Here is a 14207-nt window from a genome sequence, read left to right as displayed (position 1 = left end):
GCTCCGGGCACTGTCATCGGCGGACGCTACTCACTACGCACCGCGATCGGGCACGGCGGCATGGGCACCGTCTGGCCGCACGGCAGAACATGCCACAGCGGGGGACGGTTATCCGGAGCGGCGGGAGCGGTAGGCGGCGACCAGTTCGCGGGTGCTGGTCAGGCCCAGCTCCTGGCGTAGATCGGCGATGCGGCGGTTGGCCGTGCGCAGCGACAGGTACTCCGCGGCGGCGGCCGCGGCTATCGTCGCGCCGTCGGCCAGCCGGTCCAGCAGCGCACGCTGCACCGGAGACAGCCGGCGGAGCCAGTCCACAGGGTCGTCCTCGGCCACCTGAGCACCCCTTCACGAACATCATGTTTCGGGAAAGATCGATTCGTTTCGACGCGGTGGTGCGGACATTCTCACCGATGTCGCCCGTTGTTGGCGAGCGGTCAGTACGCGGGCCACGCGAGCGCACCCGCGGGTGGCAAGCTTTCGCAGATGGAGACGCCGCAGGGTCCTTCCCATCCGTATCTCGCCGCGCCGCCGCTCGCCTTCGCCCACAGGGGTGGCGCCGCGGCCGGGGACGAGAACACCGCCGACGCCTTCGACCGGGCGGTCAAGGCGGGCTACCGGTACGTCGAGACCGACGTGCACGCCACCCGCGACGGGGTCGCCGTGGTGCTGCACGACGCCACGCTGGGCCGGGTCGCCGGGGATCCGCAGGCGGTCGCCACGATGACCTGGGCGGACCTGCGCACGGTGCGCGTCGGCGGGGCGGCCGCCGTGCCGCGGCTGGACGAGGTGCTGGACGCCTGGCCGGAGGTCCGCTTCAACATCGACATCAAGTCCGACGCGGCCGTCGAGCCGACCGTGGCCGCCGTGCACGACCGGGCCACGCCCGCGCAGGTGCTGCTGGCCTCCTTCTCCGACGCCCGGCTGCACCGGGTGCGCGCGCTGGCGGGTCCGGCGTACGCGACGTCGCTGGCGCAGCGGGAGACGGCCCGGCTGTGGCTGGCCTCGCGCGTGCGCCGGCGGCTCGTGCTGCCCCCGTCGGTGGTGGCGGCGCAGGTCCCGATCAGGTTCGGCAGGCTGCGCGTGGTGGACCGGCGCTTCGTCGCCCACGCGCACGCGCTGGGGCTGCAGGTCCACGTGTGGACGGTCGACGATCCTGCCGTGATGGAGGGCTTACTTGATCTCGGTGTGGATGGCATCATGACCGATCGCATCGACGTGTTACGGGAAGTTTTCACGCACCGGGGCCTCTGGAAGGACCTTGCATGACCGCTGACATCAGCGCACCCCCCACCCCTGCCGAGGGTTACGGCGAGAGCACCAAACGCGAGCGTGTCGGCTGGTACTTCTACGACTGGGCCAACTCCGCCTTCTCCACCACGGTCGTCACGGCCTTCCTCGGGCCGTACCTGACCGCGATCGCCGAGAACGGGGCCGACGCCGCGGGCGACGTGCACCTGCTCGGGCTGTCCTTCAAGGCCGGCGCGCTGTTCGCGTACACCACCTCGCTGTCGGTGGCGCTGCAGGTGCTGCTGCTGCCGGTGGTCGGCGCGATCGCCGACCGGGCCCCGCGCAAGAAGTTCTGGCTCGCCCTGTTCGCCTACCTCGGCGCCGCCGCCACCTGCGGCCTGGTCTTCCTCACCGGCGACCGGTACGAGCTCGGGGCGGCGCTGTTCCTCGTGGCGAACCTGTCGTTCGGCGCGAGCGTCGTGGTCTACAACTCGTTCCTGCCGCAGATAGCCAACGAGAACGAGCGCGACGGGGTGTCCAGCCGCGGCTGGGCCTTCGGCTACCTCGGCGGCGGTCTGCTGCTGCTGTTCAACGTGATCGTGGTGCTGATCGGCGGCGAGGAGAACCAGGGCGACATCGCCCGCTGGTCGCTGGTGTCGGCGGGCGTGTGGTGGGCGCTGTTCACCACGTTCCCGCTGCTGTGGCTGCGCGACCGGCCGCCTATCGAGGGGCCCGCGCGCGGCTCGGTGCTGCTCGACGGGTTCCGTCAGCTCAAGCACACGCTCAAGGGGCTGAAGGCGTACCCGCTGACCCTGTCGTTCCTGATCGCGTTCCTGATCTACAACGACGGCATCCAGACCGTCATCGCGATGGCCGGTACGTACGGCTCGGAGCAGCTCGGCTTCGACAACACCGTGCTGATGCCGACCATCCTGATGGTGCAGTTCCTGGCGTTCGCGGGCGCGATGCTGCTGGGCCGGCTCGCCAAGAGGTTCGGCGCCTGGCGCACCGTGCTCGGCACCCTGGTCGGCTGGACGTTCATCCTGGTCGCGGCCTACTTCCTGCCGTACGGCAACGCGGTGCCGTTCGTGGTCCTCGGCGGCGCGATCGGCATCGTGCTCGGCGGCAGCCAGGCGCTGAGCCGGTCGATGTTCAGCCAGCTCATCCCGAAGGGCAAGGAGGGCGAGTACTTCGGCCTCTACGAGATCTCCGACAAGGGCACCAGCTGGTTCGGCCCGCTGCTGTTCGGCCTGGCCTACGACCTGACCGGCAGCTACCGGGTGGCGATCATCTCGCTGATCGTGTTCTTCGGGCTCGGGTTCGTGCTGCTGCTGCGGGTGCCCATGCGACGGGCGATCACCGAGGCGGGCAACACGCCGCCGGAGCGCCTCTGACACGCCGTACCAACGGCAATCGCGGTCATGGATTCCCGCTGACGGAGGGGTAGCCAGTAGGCTGCCCCTCCGTGACGGCTGCTGAGGAACCCACGATCGCCCCCGCGCACTGCGTCTCGGCCGGGGACGGCAGGCTGCGCCACGGCGCCGCGCTCAAGTTCTTCTGGGGCCCGATGGACTGCGGCAAGTCCACCCTCGCCCTGCAGATGGATCACAACCACGGCCGCCAGGGCCGCCGCGGGCTGGTGCTGACCCGCAACGACCGGTCGATGGGCCCGCAGGTCACCACCCGGATCGGCCTCGCGCACACCGCCGTCGAGGTGACCGACGACCTCGACCTGATCGCGCTGGTGCGCAAGGAGTGGTCCGAGGGCGCCCGGATCGACTACCTGATCTGCGACGAGGCCTGCTTCTACACCGTCGAGCAGATCGAGCAGCTCGCCGACCTGGTCGACGGGTACGACGTCGACGTGTACGCGTTCGGGCTGGCCTCCGACTTCCGCTCGCGGCTGTTCCCGGCGGCGCAGCGGCTGTTCGAGCTCGCCGACGAGGTGCACCGGCTGCAGGTCGAGGTGCTCTGCTGGTGCGGCCGGGAGGGCCTGCTCAACGCGCGGATCGTGGGCGGGACCGTGGCCCGCGAGGGCGAGCAGGTCGTCATCGGCGACACCGCCGCCGACGACCCGGCCGAGGTCCGCTACCAGGTCCTGTGCCGCCGCCACTACCGCACCGGCGACCTGGGCCGCGAGTAGTCCTTTCTCATGGTCGAAGCCGCGCTGCCCCGGCGGGCGGCACGCGTCACGTGAGGGGTGCGGTCGAGGCTTCGGCCGGGCCGGTCGGCCGGACGCGGCGCACCGCCAGCGCCGCGGTGGCGGCGGCGACCAGCGCCACGGCCGGCAGCAGCGTCATGTAGGGCTGCCAGCCGAGGCCGTAGCCGAGTTCCCAGGCGGCGTTCCAGCCGGTGACGGCGAGCGGGCCGACGGTGGCCATGGCGCCCGCGGTGATCGCCGCGTCGCGGCGCAGCAGGCCGGTCGCGGCGACGGCGGCACCCCACGGCAGGCCGAACAGCAGCCCGTACGTGCCGAGCAGGGTGATCGGTGTCAGGCCGCCGAGCAGCAGGATGGGCAGCCCGACGCTGAGCAGCGCCCCGATCGCGACCGGGGCCAATCGGCGCGGGCCGCTCGCCGCGGGGTCCCATGCCCCGGCGGCGCGTAGCGCCAGCACGCACGCCGCGGCCGCGGTGGCACCGGCGACGGCGAGCCCGACCGCGAGCGGGCGCAGGATGCCGAGGATGCTCTCGCCCGCGCCGCCCATGCCGGTGAACGGCTCCCAGTGCCGGACCGCCCAGACGCCGGTGGCGGCCAGCTGCCCGGCGGCCAGGGCGCCCGCGGTGGCGGCGACGCCCGCGACGGCGGGCCGGGCGATCCGCAGGGCGAGGCCGCTGCCGGCCAGGACGGCGCACAGCGCCCAGTGGCCGGGGCCGTACAGCGACGCCCAATGATCGTGGAAGACGGCCACGTGACCGGGCACCACCAGCACGATCAAGCTGAACGAGGCGGCGCACAGCGCGATCGTTCCGGCCTGGCGGGTGGGCAGGCGTCGCGGTGGTGATGTGTCCATGGTGGCCCCCGTCGATGTGGTGTGCGCTCATGCTGTCCGAATGCGACGGTGGGAGCAAGGTCCGGGCGGCGGAGGGTGGACCGCCCGCTTCGCCACGCCGTCGGGCAGACGGCTGCGGCTGGTGCGCGACCCGGCCGGTTCTCGCCGGTGAGGCAGTGGACGAGGTCTGGTGATCTCGCGGGTGGTTGTGCCCGGTTTCGGCCCGGCCAGGGTGGCGTTTCCGTCAGGATGGTGACGAAACGGACTTATGTGAGGTGAGCGCGGGATGGCGCAGCGCGATGCGGCCGACGACAAGCCCGAACCCGGCACGGCCCGGCCGGGCAGCGCGGCGGCGCAGGGGCGCAGCGAGGCCGACGTGTACCGGCTGAAGGTCAAGGAGCTGCGGGCGCTGCTGCGCGAGGCCGGGGTGACCGGCACCTCGGCCATGCGCAAGGACGAGCTGGTCCGGGAGCTGTTCAAGACGATGCACTCCGACCAGCGGGCCCGCTCGATGGCGAAGGTGGCGACCGGCAAGAAGAGCGTGGTGCCCCCGGACGACCACGCACCCTCGTCGCGGACGCCGCAGCCGGCGCGCCCCGCCAAGCGGGTGCCGTCGGCGGCGGGCGTACCGCTGCCGGACCTGGACCGCGAGGAGGACGTGATCGACCTGCTGCTGGCGCAGCACGAGCAGATCGCCGACCTGTTCGTCGAGCTGGGGCGCTCGCGCGGAGCGCAGCGTCGTGGACTGTTCGCCCGGCTGGTGGGCCTGCTCGCGGTGCACGAGAGCATCGAGCAGGTGCTGGTGCATCCGCTGGCGCGGGCGCGGCTGGCCGACGGCGACGCCGTGGTCGACGCGCGCGCCGAGGAGGAGGAGCAGGCCGAGCAGGATCTGGCGGAGCTGCACGCGCTGGGCCTGGAGCACGACGACTTCGTGACGAAGCTGGCGAACCTGCGGGACGCGGTCGTCGAGCACGCCGAGCTGGAAGAGGAAGAGGAGTTCGACTACCTGCGCGACAACGTGCCCGCCGCGGAGCTGCGCAGGCTCGCCGACGTCGCGGTGAGCGCGACCCTGACCGCCCTGGCCGGTGACGAGGACGGGCCGGACGAGGCGCCCCCGGCCGTCTTCGCCCGCGCCCGCGAGGCCCTCCACGGGGCCTGACTCCTGCCGAGCCCTGCCCACTGGCTGGATTGACGGTCCGATCACCCGTCCTTTGCCGCGGCGGGACGCGTGCTACCGCCCTCCCCGGTGACCGTGCTGACGACGCATACCGCGCCGGATGCGCACGGAGAGTAATTGACTGACATCTATTGACTTCGCGGAGGGTGACAGTAAAGTCTCTTTCTTGAGAGCGCTCTCACGCCCTGATCCGTCCCACCCCCGGAGGACCGACGTGAGACCCTTTGCGCTGACCGGCGCGGCGGTGCTCGCCGTGGCGCTGGCCGCCCCCATCCCCGCATCCGCCGCCCCCACCCCCGACACCGGTTCCGCCGCCGCCGTCTCCATGCAGCAGGCACTGCAACGCGACCTCGGCCTCAGCGCCGACCAGGCCCGCATCCGCCAGGCGCACGAGGCCGGCGCACCCGTGGTCGAACGCGCCGTCCGCGCGCGCCTCGGCGACAGGTTCGGTGGGGCATGGTTCTCGCCCGGCGACGGCAGGCTCAAGGTCGGCGTGCTCGACGAGGCCGGCGCCGCCCAGGCCCGTGCCGCGGGCGCCGTGCCGACCCTCGTCGGCCGCAGCCTCAAGCAGCTCGACGGCGTCAAGTCCAAGCTGGACCGGCGCGCCGCGGCGGCCGGCAACCAGATCCACGGCTGGTACGTCGACGTCGCCGCGAACACCGTCACCGTGGCCGCCACCGACGCCGCCGCGGCCCGCCGCTTCGCGAAGGCGAGCGGAGTCGACGCCGCCGCGCTGCGGATCACCACCGGCGAGGCGCCCCGGCCGCTGTACGACATCCGCGGCGGCGACCAGTACGTCATCAACGGCAACACGCTGTGCTCGGTCGGCTTCGCGGTCAACAACGGCGGCTTCGTCACCGCCGGGCACTGCGGCGGCGTCAACAGCCCCACCCTCGGCTACAACAACGTGGCCCAGGGCACCTTCGCCGGATCGTCGTTCCCGAACAACGACTACGCGTGGGTGCGTACCAACGCGAACTGGACGCCCCGGCCGTGGGTGAACAACTACGCGGGCGGCAACGCGGCCGTCGCCGGCTCGCAGGAGGCCGCGATCGGTGCGTCGATCTGCCGGTCCGGGCGCACCACCGGCTGGCGCTGCGGCGTGATCCAGGCCAAGAACGTCACCGTCAACTACTCCGGCGGCCGCACCGTGTACGGCCTCACCCAGACCACCGCGTGCGCCGAGGGCGGCGACTCCGGCGGGGCGTGGCTGAGCGGCAACCAGGCGCAGGGCGTGACCTCCGGCGGCTCGGGCAACTGCTCGACCGGCGGCACCACGTTCTACCAGCCGGTCAACGAGATCCTCGGCGCGTACGGCCTCACCCTCACCACCACCGGTGGCGGGGGCGGCGCCAGCCGCATCATCGGCTGGCAGAACAAGTGCATCGACGTGCCGAACTCGAACTTCGTCGAAGGCCAGCGGCTGCAGCTGTGGGACTGCAACGGGACCAACGCGCAGAACTGGACGTTCCCCGGCGACGGCACGATCCGCACCGTCAACGGCCTGTGCATGGACGTGGCCTGGGGCTCCACCGCCCCCGGCGCGGCGATCCAGATCGTGGGGTGCAGTGGCAACCCGGCCCAGCAGTTCGTGCTGACCGGCGCGGGTGACCTGGTCAACCCGCAGGCCAACAAGTGTGTGGACGTCACCGCCTGGGGTGGCACCGGCACGCCGTTGCAGACCTGGGACTGCACCGGCGGCGCCAACCAGAAGTGGTGGCGCGGCTGAGCCGGTGATCGTGGGGGACGCCGGCCGCGACCGGCGTCCCCCACGTGTGCCTGCCTGTTTCGGCGGTGGCCGAATGTCTCGACGGCGGCGGCGCGGTTTAGCAGGATCTTCCGAGGGGGTCGGCGTACGCCGTCCCCCTCGTTGCGCGCGGCGCGACCGGCGCGGGTTGGCCGCCACGGGGGAGGCCAATCCCGCGCGCCGGCCGCACCAGATCTGCCCCGGCCTGGCCGTTGATGAGCATCCGGACTGTTTCGCGCGTCGACTGTGGATCTAGGGGCAGCGGGGGGCACCGCCCGGCTGCCATAGTGGCGCGATGAAGGCGGATCTGCACGGTTATCTGAAGGACGGCCGCGAGACGCTGCTGTGGAAACTCGACGGGCTAGGGGAGTACGACATCCGGCGCCCGCTGACCCGGACCGCGACCAACCTGCTGGGGCTGGTCAAACACGCGGCCGTCGGGGAGATCCTCTACTTCGGCGTCGTGTTCGGGCGGCCGTTCGAACACGAGCTGCCGTATGTCGGCGAGGGGGCCGAGCCCAATGCCGACATGTGGGCGACCGCGGACGAGACCCGCGAGGAGATCGTCGACCGGTACCGTCGCGCGATCGCCCACGCCGACGCCACCATCGACGCCCTCGGGCTGGACGCCGTCGGCCGCGTGCCGTGGTGGCGCGAGCAGGAGGTCACCCTGCACCACGTCCTGGTCCACGTGACCGCGGAGACGCAACGGCACGTCGGCCACGCCGACATCGTGCGGGAGCTCATCGACGGCGGGGTCGGGCTGCTGCCCGGACACGGCAACCTGCCGCCCGTCGACGAGGCGTGGTGGCGCGACCACCACCGGCGGGTGGAGCAGGCCGCCCTCGACGCCGCCGCGCGCGGCGAGTAGGCGCGACCAGGCCGGACGCTACGCCGGCGGATCGCCCGCGGCCGGAGCCCGGCCGCTCGGCGCGCTCGGAGAGCGCCGCGGGCCGGACGTGGCACCCGGCCGGTAAAGGCGCGGCGGGCGCCGGGCGTATTACCTACGACAGCAGGTTCCCGTCTCAGGTGGTGTCGATGGACGACTTCGGCGAGTTCTACGCGGCGCGCAAGGATGCCGTCTACCGGGCGGTGCTGGTGGCCACCCGCGGGCAACCGGGCGCCGAGGACGCCGTCGCGGAGGCGTTCACCCGGGCGTACGCCCGCTGGGAGGCGGTCCGGGCGCACCCCGATCCGACCGCGTGGGTGCTGCGCACCGCGCTGAACGAGCAGCGCTCGTGGTGGCGGCGGCTGCGTCGCGAGCGGCTCGCCGACCCGCCCGACGTGGGCCGGGGCGACCCCGATCCGGGCGGGCTGGACGCGCGGCTGCGCGCGCTGGTGATGGCCCTGCCCCGGCGGCAGCGCGAGGTGGTCGCGCTGCGGCTGCTGGCCGACCTGTCGGCCGAGGAGACCGGCCGGTCGCTGCGCATCGGCGCGGCGACCGTGCACGTGCACCTGCACCGCGCGCTGGCGACGCTGCGCGCCCAGCTCGCGGTCGCCGTCGGCGACGGCACCCGCCTGGCCTGGGAGGAGCGGCGATGACCGAGTACGACGACGCGCGCCTGGCCGAACTGGTCCGCCGGGCGCACCGCGACACCCATCTGGCCGTGCCACTGTCGCGCATCACCGCCGCGCGCCCGCGCCCGCGCGTCGGCCTGAGCCTGGCGGTGGTCGCCGTGACCGCCGCGCTGGTCTGCTTCGCGCTGCTCGGCACGGCGTGGCTCCTGCTGGGCGGCCGACCGCTCGGCCTGGACCCGGAACCGGCGGTGCCGTCGGCGTCCGCGCCGCCCGGCAAGCCGCCGCGGCCGTCCAGCAGCGCCACCACCACGCAGGGCCGGTGCGCCGACCTCGCCCGGCCGGAGCTGGTCGCGGCAGGGATGGCCGGGCTGCCTCCGCTGCGCTTCGAGCGGGGGCTGGTCCCGGGCAGGCTGCGCCTGCTGGTGTACGCCGACGACGACCGCAACGTGGCGTGCTGGCTCGGCGACGAGCAGCACGCGGTGGACGTGGACCAGTCGAACCTGACCACAGACATGGATCCGGCGCACCCGCCGGGCCGGTTGAGCAACGTGTCCGCGGCGTGGGGGCAGGACCCGCCGGCGGCGTACGCCTTCGGCCGGGTCCCCGACGGCACGACCAGGGTCGAGGTGCACTTCCCGGGCGGCGTGGTCCGCGAGGCGGAGCTCGGCGACGGGTGGTACCTGCTCGCCGACACCGGTGAGGCGTCGCACGCCTACTCGGAGATCACGAAGATCGTCGCGGTCACGCCGGCGGGCAGGCAGGAGCTGCCGGTGCGGCACGGCTGAGCCGGGCCGGGCGTCGCGCCGTACGCCGGCGGGACGCCCGGCCTGGTCAAGGTTCGGTAACGCATCCCGACAACTCCGGCATGCCGGACAGCGACCTGTTGAGTTGCCGGGCGGGTCCCCCTACTTTTGATCGCCAACAGGCCGTTGAGCTGCGGCACCACGTGGCTCACCCTGCGGTCGCGTCGATGCGAGGGGTTCGCGATGCTGAACGATGAAGCGCTCGTCGAGCGCTGGCTCGTGGCCGGCGGCCCGGAGCTGCAGACCGAGGTGCTCCGGCGGCTGCGCTCGGGTGAGCGCCTCGACGGGCTGCCGCTGGACCGGATCGACGGCCGCTGGGACCTGCGCGGCCTGGGCGCCCCCGAGCCGCGGGCGGTCGAGCCGGACGCCGCGACCCGCCAGGCGGGCGGGATGACGTTCACGTTCGAGTTCGCCTCCGTCGCGGCGACGCTGGAGTTCCAGCGGGCCCGGCTGTGCGACCTCGACCTGCGCGGCGCGCACCTGCCCCGGCTGCGCCTGTTCGGGTGCGTCGTCGACAACAGCCTGTTCGACGGGGCGTACTGCGTGGGCCTGCGGATGTGGGCGACCGACGTGTCGGACAGCTCGTTCCTCGCGGCCGAGCTGGGCCGCTCGTCGGTCGGCGGCTGGTACGCCAACCGCGCCAACCGGCTGCGCAACGTCGACTTCCGGCACGCCGACCTGTCCCGGCTGGGCTGCGGCGTGGCGAGCTTCACCGACGTCGACTTCTCCCACGCCCAGCTGGAGTGCACCAACTTCTGGCAGGCCAGCCTGATCCGCTGCCGGTTCGCCGGGGTGCTGCGCGAGGTCGTGTTCGACGGCCGGGTGCTGGAGCCCGAGCGGGAGGTCGGCCCCAACCCGATGCTCGACGTGGACATGGCGGGGGTGACCGCGTTCGACGACGTGGACTTCCGCGGCGTCAACTTCGACCGGGTCACCCTGCCGGACCACCCGGCCCTGGTGGTCGTGCGCGGCGTGCACCGGGTCGAGGCCGGCCTGGCCCGGCTCGACGGCCGCGACGACCACGCGGCGCAGGAGGCGCGCGGCCGGATGCAGCACCTGCGCAAGTTCATGGGCGTCTCGGGCGGCGCCGACCAGGCGCTGGTCGACCTGCGTACGCTCATCGACCCGGAAGCGGCGATGCTGCTGCGCATGCTGCTGGTGTGAGCGGGGTGCCCTGCCCGCGGGCGGACAGGGCCCGATGAGCGTCAGCCGTCGAGGCGGCGCACCATGTTCATGATGGTTTCGAGCTGCAGGCCGCCCTTGATCGGGTAGTTGGTGTAGCCGAGGTAGCCCCACCAGTCCCAGCAGCCGTACGGGTTCACGCCGCTGGCCGTGGCCTGCGGGTAGAGCACGACCGTGCGGTTGGTGTCGGCGTACTGGTTGAGGTTGGCGCGGTCGACGAACGCCGTGCCGACCGCGTCGTAGCCCTGCGCGCAGCCGTGCAGCGCGACCAGCAGCCGGCAGCTCTGCCCCGACGCGCAGCCGCTCGGCACGTACGCGAACCCGCTGCCGCCCATGCTCAGCCCGGCGGCGAAACCGTTGACGGCGAACGTGTTCTGGTCGAACCTGACCAGCGTGCCGGTCAGCGGGCCGGTGTTGCGCGGGCTCACCGAGCCGTAGAGCTTGGCGAACATCGCCTGCTGCGGGTCGGTGCCGCAGTCGTTGACGAACGGCGACCCGGTGGCGGTGCAGGCGCCGGTGCCGTACGGGCTGACCCAGGCGTGCCCGGCCGACGAGCCCGCGTGGTACTGCACGCTCGCGCCGAAGTGCTGGTAGTACCGGACCAGGTCGTCGGTGACCGACTTCTTCACGGTGGTGTCGTTGCTGCCGTGGAAGACGTAGACGGGGTCGCCGGACAGCTGCGACGGCGGGTCGATCCAGCCGTAGCCGGACCACAGCGAGGTGTACGACTGCAGGCTGGACAGCTGCGTCGACCAGAGGTTGTCGCCGCACGCCGACAGCGCCCGGCTCGCGTTGTACTGCGCGCAGTAGTAGGGGCCGGCCGCGAACACCGCCGCGCCCTTGATCCGGCCCGAGTAGGCCACGTGCAGCTGGGTGGCCATGTAGCCGCCGGAGGAGACGCCGGCGACGTACACGGCGGAGATGTTGTAGGTCTTCAGGGTGCCGGGCGTCGGCGGCACCGTGTACGGCGTCGCCGCGGCGGCGGGGGCGGCGGGCACGAGGACGGCGAGCAGCGTGGCGAGGACCGCGAGGCCGGTGCGGACACGTGATGGTGACATGACCGACTCCTTCCGGTGACAGGGGTGGCGCCACCGTAGGCCCGCGCGACGCGCGCTCCCATCCGTTCCAGCCACATCTTTCGATGCCTCGCCATGGCGCGTGCCGCCACCCGGGGCGGGGTAGGGAGGGAGGGTGCCCGTGCCGGCCCGGCACGGCGGAAGGAGCGGACAGTGGCCACGTTCGTGTTGATCCACGGTGCCGGGGACGTCGGCTGGTACTGGCATCTGGTCGAGGCCGAGCTGCGCGGCCGGGGCCACCACACCCTGGCCCCGGACCTGCCGTGCGACGACGACTCCGCCGGTCTGGCCGAGTACGCGCAGACCGTGCTCGACGCCGTCGGGGACCGGACCGACCTGGTCGTGGTGGGCCAGTCGCTGGGCGGGTTCACCGCACCGCTGGTCTGCGCGCGGGTGCCGGCGAAGCTGCTCGTGCTCGTCGCGCCGATGATCCCCGCGCCGGGCGAGGCGCCCGCCGACTTCTGCGCGCACACCGGCTACGACCAGGAGGAGCGCGAGTCGTACGACGATCCGGTCGACCTGTTCTACCAGGACGTCCCGCCGGAGCTGGCCGCCGAGGCGCTGCGGCGCGGGCGGGAGCAGTCCGAGGCGCGCCTGGGGGAGCCCTCGCCGCTCGCCGCCTGGCCGGATGTCCCCACCCGCGTGCTCATCTGCCGCGACGACCGGATCTTCCCCGCCCCCTACCTGCGCCGGGTCGCCCGACAGCGGCTGGGGGTCGCGCCGGACGAGATCGACGGCGGCCACACCCCTGCCCTGAGCCGTCCGCGCGAGCTGGCGGATCGTCTTCACGCGTACGCCGCAGAGCAGGGGCCGGCCGGCTACCGGTAGTCGGCCTCCGCGGGTGCGGTGCCGCCGGCGCGGCGCGACCGGACGGCGAGCAGGAGCGCCAGCGCGACGTACCCGCCCAGGACCGCCAGGCCCGCCCACCCCGGCAGCGGGTAGTACCCGGCGTACGGCACGTAGTGGGCGATCACCTGCGGATACTCCTGGGCGGTCTGCAGCATCGCGTACCCGGCGGCAGGGGTGAGGCTCAGCTGCCAGCGGACCACCGCGTCCGGCAGCAGCGGGACGGCCCCCAGCAGGTACGGCAGGACGGCCAGCACCAGCCCGGCGGTGACCGCGGCCCAGGTCCGCCGCAGCAGCGCGCCGAGCGCCACGGCCAGCATCGCGGCCCCGGCGAGCAGCGCGGCGGCCCCGGCCGCGACCCGCAGCCCGGTGAGCGGCGCGAACGGCACTACCGCCTGGCCGCCGTGCCGCAGCAGCATCGTCCCGGCGGTCAGGGTGACCGCGGCGGTCACCAGCCCGCCGGCGAACACCACGCCACCGAGGACCAGGGCCTTCGCGACCAGCGACCGCCCAGCGCCCGCGACGTCCGGAGCGTCCGTGGCGTCCGCGGCCGTGCCGTTCCCCGCGCCCCTGGTGTCCGCCGCGCCCCTGGTGTCCGCCACGCCCGCGGCGTCCGCTGCGCCCCTGGTGTCCGCCGCGGCGCCGGGGCGGACGGCGAAGCGCGCGCCCACCACGATGACCACGATCAGGGCCACGACCAGGCCGAGCAGCACGGTCTCGGGGTTGGTGCCGCCCTCGGTGCTGATCGGGCCGATGTCGCCGGAGCCGGTGACGGCGAGGGTGCCGTCCCGCTCGACCAGCCCGGCCGGCCGGTGGTACTTCTCCCAGTCGGTGTGCCCCAGCTCGCCGATGGTGTCGGCCTGCCACGGACCGGCGGCGGCGCCCTCGACGGTGACGTGGTCGAAGTAGCCGACGGCCTGGGTGAAACGCGCCTGGCCGATACGGCCGCCGAGGCCGACCTCGACCAGGGTCAGGTCGCTGGGCGAGGTGGCGAACAGGCCGACCTGCGCGGTGGCGGGCAGGCCGGGCAGCCGGGCGGTGCCGACCCGCGTCCAGGTCGTGCCGTCGGCGGACTCCTCCCCGGTGACCGTGTCTCCGTCGCGGGTCAGCCGCAGCCAGCGCGGCTCCTGCGGGGACACCCGGCCCGGCCGGCCGGCCACGTCGTGGCGGAAGCCGTGCTGCATGCGTACGCCATGGTCGCCGGTCATCAGAAGGGCGGCGTAGTCGGCGCCCTGCCGCGTGCCGTCCTTGATCATGATCCCGGCCTTGGCCCACGGCACCAGGCCCGGCACGATCTCGTCGTGGTCCGGCGGCGGGTAGGTGATGGTCCCGGTCATGTCGGTCATCCGCACGGTGATCACCCCGCGCTCGCCGAGCGGTCGGTGCGCGAAGAAGGCGACGTCGCTCACGGGCGCGCCGTCAGGCCCGGCCGGGGCGGTGGGGCAGGGCACCTCGACGGTGCCCGCGCTGCAGGAGCTGCGGTTGGTCACGGCGGGCAGCAGGCCGAGCAGCAGCACCGCGAGCGCGGCGGCGGCCAGGGCGATGATCCGGCCGCGTCCGGCGCGCAGCGCGGCCCACTGCGCCCGCAGGGCGGTGGGGAGTTCTCCGGGGGTAGGCATGGCGTCGGTTCTACGCCAGACGCAC

14 protein-coding genes are annotated in these 14207 nt (G+C 73.4%); 10 read left to right on the top strand and 4 right to left on the bottom strand.

The features are described from left to right. Nucleotides 1–108: 108 nt before the first annotated feature. The gene (locus AB0J67_RS02815) at nucleotides 109–330 is read right to left on the bottom strand and encodes a hypothetical protein (RefSeq protein WP_363475547.1); all 222 of its coding nucleotides are present in this window, start codon (nucleotides 328–330) and stop codon (nucleotides 109–111) included. A gap of 150 nt (nucleotides 331–480) precedes the next feature. Here AB0J67_RS02815 and AB0J67_RS02810 point away from each other — a divergent pair, with 150 nt between their 5' ends. The 3 genes from AB0J67_RS02810 (at nucleotide 481) to AB0J67_RS02800 (ending at nucleotide 3367) form a co-directional block, all read left to right on the top strand. After that, nucleotides 481–1263, top strand: a complete 783-nt coding sequence (locus AB0J67_RS02810) for a glycerophosphodiester phosphodiesterase (RefSeq protein WP_363475545.1) — start codon at nucleotides 481–483, stop codon at nucleotides 1261–1263. Beyond that, nucleotides 1260–2618: an MFS transporter gene (locus AB0J67_RS02805; RefSeq protein WP_363475544.1), complete on the top strand. Its 1359-nt coding sequence runs from the start codon at nucleotides 1260–1262 to the stop codon at nucleotides 2616–2618. The genes AB0J67_RS02810 and AB0J67_RS02805 overlap by 4 nt, the downstream gene beginning before the upstream one ends. Nucleotides 2619–2713: 95 nt before the next feature. After that, entirely contained in the window at nucleotides 2714–3367 is a 654-nt protein-coding gene (locus AB0J67_RS02800; RefSeq protein WP_363475550.1) for a thymidine kinase, read from the top strand. Nucleotides 3368–3413: 46 nt separating this feature from the next. On the opposite strand, the gene AB0J67_RS02795 is transcribed toward AB0J67_RS02800, so the two are convergent. Continuing rightward, entirely contained in the window at nucleotides 3414–4235 is an 822-nt protein-coding gene (locus tag AB0J67_RS02795) for a hypothetical protein (protein WP_363475542.1), read from the bottom strand. A gap of 265 nt (nucleotides 4236–4500) precedes the next feature. Between AB0J67_RS02795 and AB0J67_RS02790 the strand changes: the two genes are divergently transcribed. The 6 genes from AB0J67_RS02790 to AB0J67_RS02765 all read left to right on the top strand — a co-directional run bounded on the left by AB0J67_RS02790 (nucleotide 4501) and on the right by AB0J67_RS02765 (nucleotide 10623). Next, nucleotides 4501–5373, top strand: a complete 873-nt coding sequence (locus AB0J67_RS02790; protein ID WP_363475540.1) for a hemerythrin domain-containing protein — start codon at nucleotides 4501–4503, stop codon at nucleotides 5371–5373. A 232-nt stretch (nucleotides 5374–5605) separates the two neighbouring features. Next, nucleotides 5606–7120, top strand: coding sequence for a ricin-type beta-trefoil lectin domain protein (locus AB0J67_RS02785; RefSeq protein ID WP_363475538.1), 1515 nt, complete (start codon nucleotides 5606–5608; stop codon nucleotides 7118–7120). Between the two features lie 313 nt (nucleotides 7121–7433). After that, nucleotides 7434–8009, top strand: a complete 576-nt coding sequence (locus AB0J67_RS02780) for a DinB family protein (protein WP_363475536.1) — start codon at nucleotides 7434–7436, stop codon at nucleotides 8007–8009. Between the two features lie 167 nt (nucleotides 8010–8176). Then, entirely contained in the window at nucleotides 8177–8680 is a 504-nt protein-coding gene (locus AB0J67_RS02775) for a sigma-70 family RNA polymerase sigma factor (RefSeq protein ID WP_363475534.1), read from the top strand. Next, the gene (locus AB0J67_RS02770) at nucleotides 8677–9441 is read left to right on the top strand and encodes a hypothetical protein (protein WP_363475532.1); all 765 of its coding nucleotides are present in this window, start codon (nucleotides 8677–8679) and stop codon (nucleotides 9439–9441) included. Before AB0J67_RS02775 ends, AB0J67_RS02770 begins: the two co-directional genes overlap by 4 nt. A gap of 201 nt (nucleotides 9442–9642) precedes the next feature. Continuing rightward, complete coding sequence (locus AB0J67_RS02765; RefSeq protein WP_363475530.1) at nucleotides 9643–10623, top strand: pentapeptide repeat-containing protein; 981 nt, start codon at nucleotides 9643–9645, stop codon at nucleotides 10621–10623. A 41-nt stretch (nucleotides 10624–10664) separates the two neighbouring features. Here AB0J67_RS02765 and AB0J67_RS02760 read toward each other — a convergent pair whose 3' ends face one another. Then, a complete protein-coding gene (locus tag AB0J67_RS02760) occupies nucleotides 10665–11699 on the bottom strand; it encodes a PHB depolymerase family esterase (RefSeq protein WP_363475528.1) in 1035 nt (344 codons plus the stop codon). Between the two features lie 171 nt (nucleotides 11700–11870). Between AB0J67_RS02760 and AB0J67_RS02755 the strand changes: the two genes are divergently transcribed. Beyond that, nucleotides 11871–12545: an alpha/beta hydrolase gene (locus AB0J67_RS02755; protein WP_363475526.1), complete on the top strand. Its 675-nt coding sequence runs from the start codon at nucleotides 11871–11873 to the stop codon at nucleotides 12543–12545. Here AB0J67_RS02755 and AB0J67_RS02750 read toward each other — a convergent pair. Beyond that, on the bottom strand, nucleotides 12536–14182 hold the full coding sequence (locus tag AB0J67_RS02750; protein WP_363475524.1) for a hypothetical protein: 1647 nt from the start codon (nucleotides 14180–14182) through the stop codon (nucleotides 12536–12538). The two genes, AB0J67_RS02755 and AB0J67_RS02750, sit on opposite strands and share 10 nt — an antisense overlap. Between the last annotated feature and the right edge of the window lie 25 nt (nucleotides 14183–14207).

It is taken from the genome of Catellatospora sp. NPDC049609 (assembly GCF_040675365.1).
Taxonomy (GTDB): Bacteria; Actinomycetota; Actinomycetes; order Mycobacteriales; family Micromonosporaceae; genus Catellatospora.
Note: the sequence above shows the minus strand (reverse complement) of the source record. Positions and strands in the feature narration are given on the sequence as shown.

Bases quoted from the DNA above. Each gene is read 5' to 3' on its own strand.
- AB0J67_RS02810 (WP_363475545.1), top strand. From the start codon at position 481: ATGGAGACGCCGCAGGGTCCTTCCCATCCGTATCTCGCCGCGCCGCCG.
- AB0J67_RS02805 (WP_363475544.1), top strand. From the start codon at position 1,260: ATGACCGCTGACATCAGCGCACCCCCCACCCCTGCCGAGGGTTACGGC.
- AB0J67_RS02795 (WP_363475542.1), bottom strand. From the start codon at position 4,235: ATGGACACATCACCACCGCGACGCCTGCCCACCCGCCAGGCCGGAACG.
- AB0J67_RS02790 (WP_363475540.1), top strand. From the start codon at position 4,501: ATGGCGCAGCGCGATGCGGCCGACGACAAGCCCGAACCCGGCACGGCC.
- AB0J67_RS02780 (WP_363475536.1), top strand. From the start codon at position 7,434: ATGAAGGCGGATCTGCACGGTTATCTGAAGGACGGCCGCGAGACGCTG.
- AB0J67_RS02775 (WP_363475534.1), top strand. From the start codon at position 8,177: ATGGACGACTTCGGCGAGTTCTACGCGGCGCGCAAGGATGCCGTCTAC.
- AB0J67_RS02770 (WP_363475532.1), top strand. From the start codon at position 8,677: ATGACCGAGTACGACGACGCGCGCCTGGCCGAACTGGTCCGCCGGGCG.
- AB0J67_RS02765 (WP_363475530.1), top strand. From the start codon at position 9,643: ATGCTGAACGATGAAGCGCTCGTCGAGCGCTGGCTCGTGGCCGGCGGC.
- AB0J67_RS02760 (WP_363475528.1), bottom strand. From the start codon at position 11,699: ATGTCACCATCACGTGTCCGCACCGGCCTCGCGGTCCTCGCCACGCTG.
- AB0J67_RS02750 (WP_363475524.1), bottom strand. From the start codon at position 14,182: ATGCCTACCCCCGGAGAACTCCCCACCGCCCTGCGGGCGCAGTGGGCC.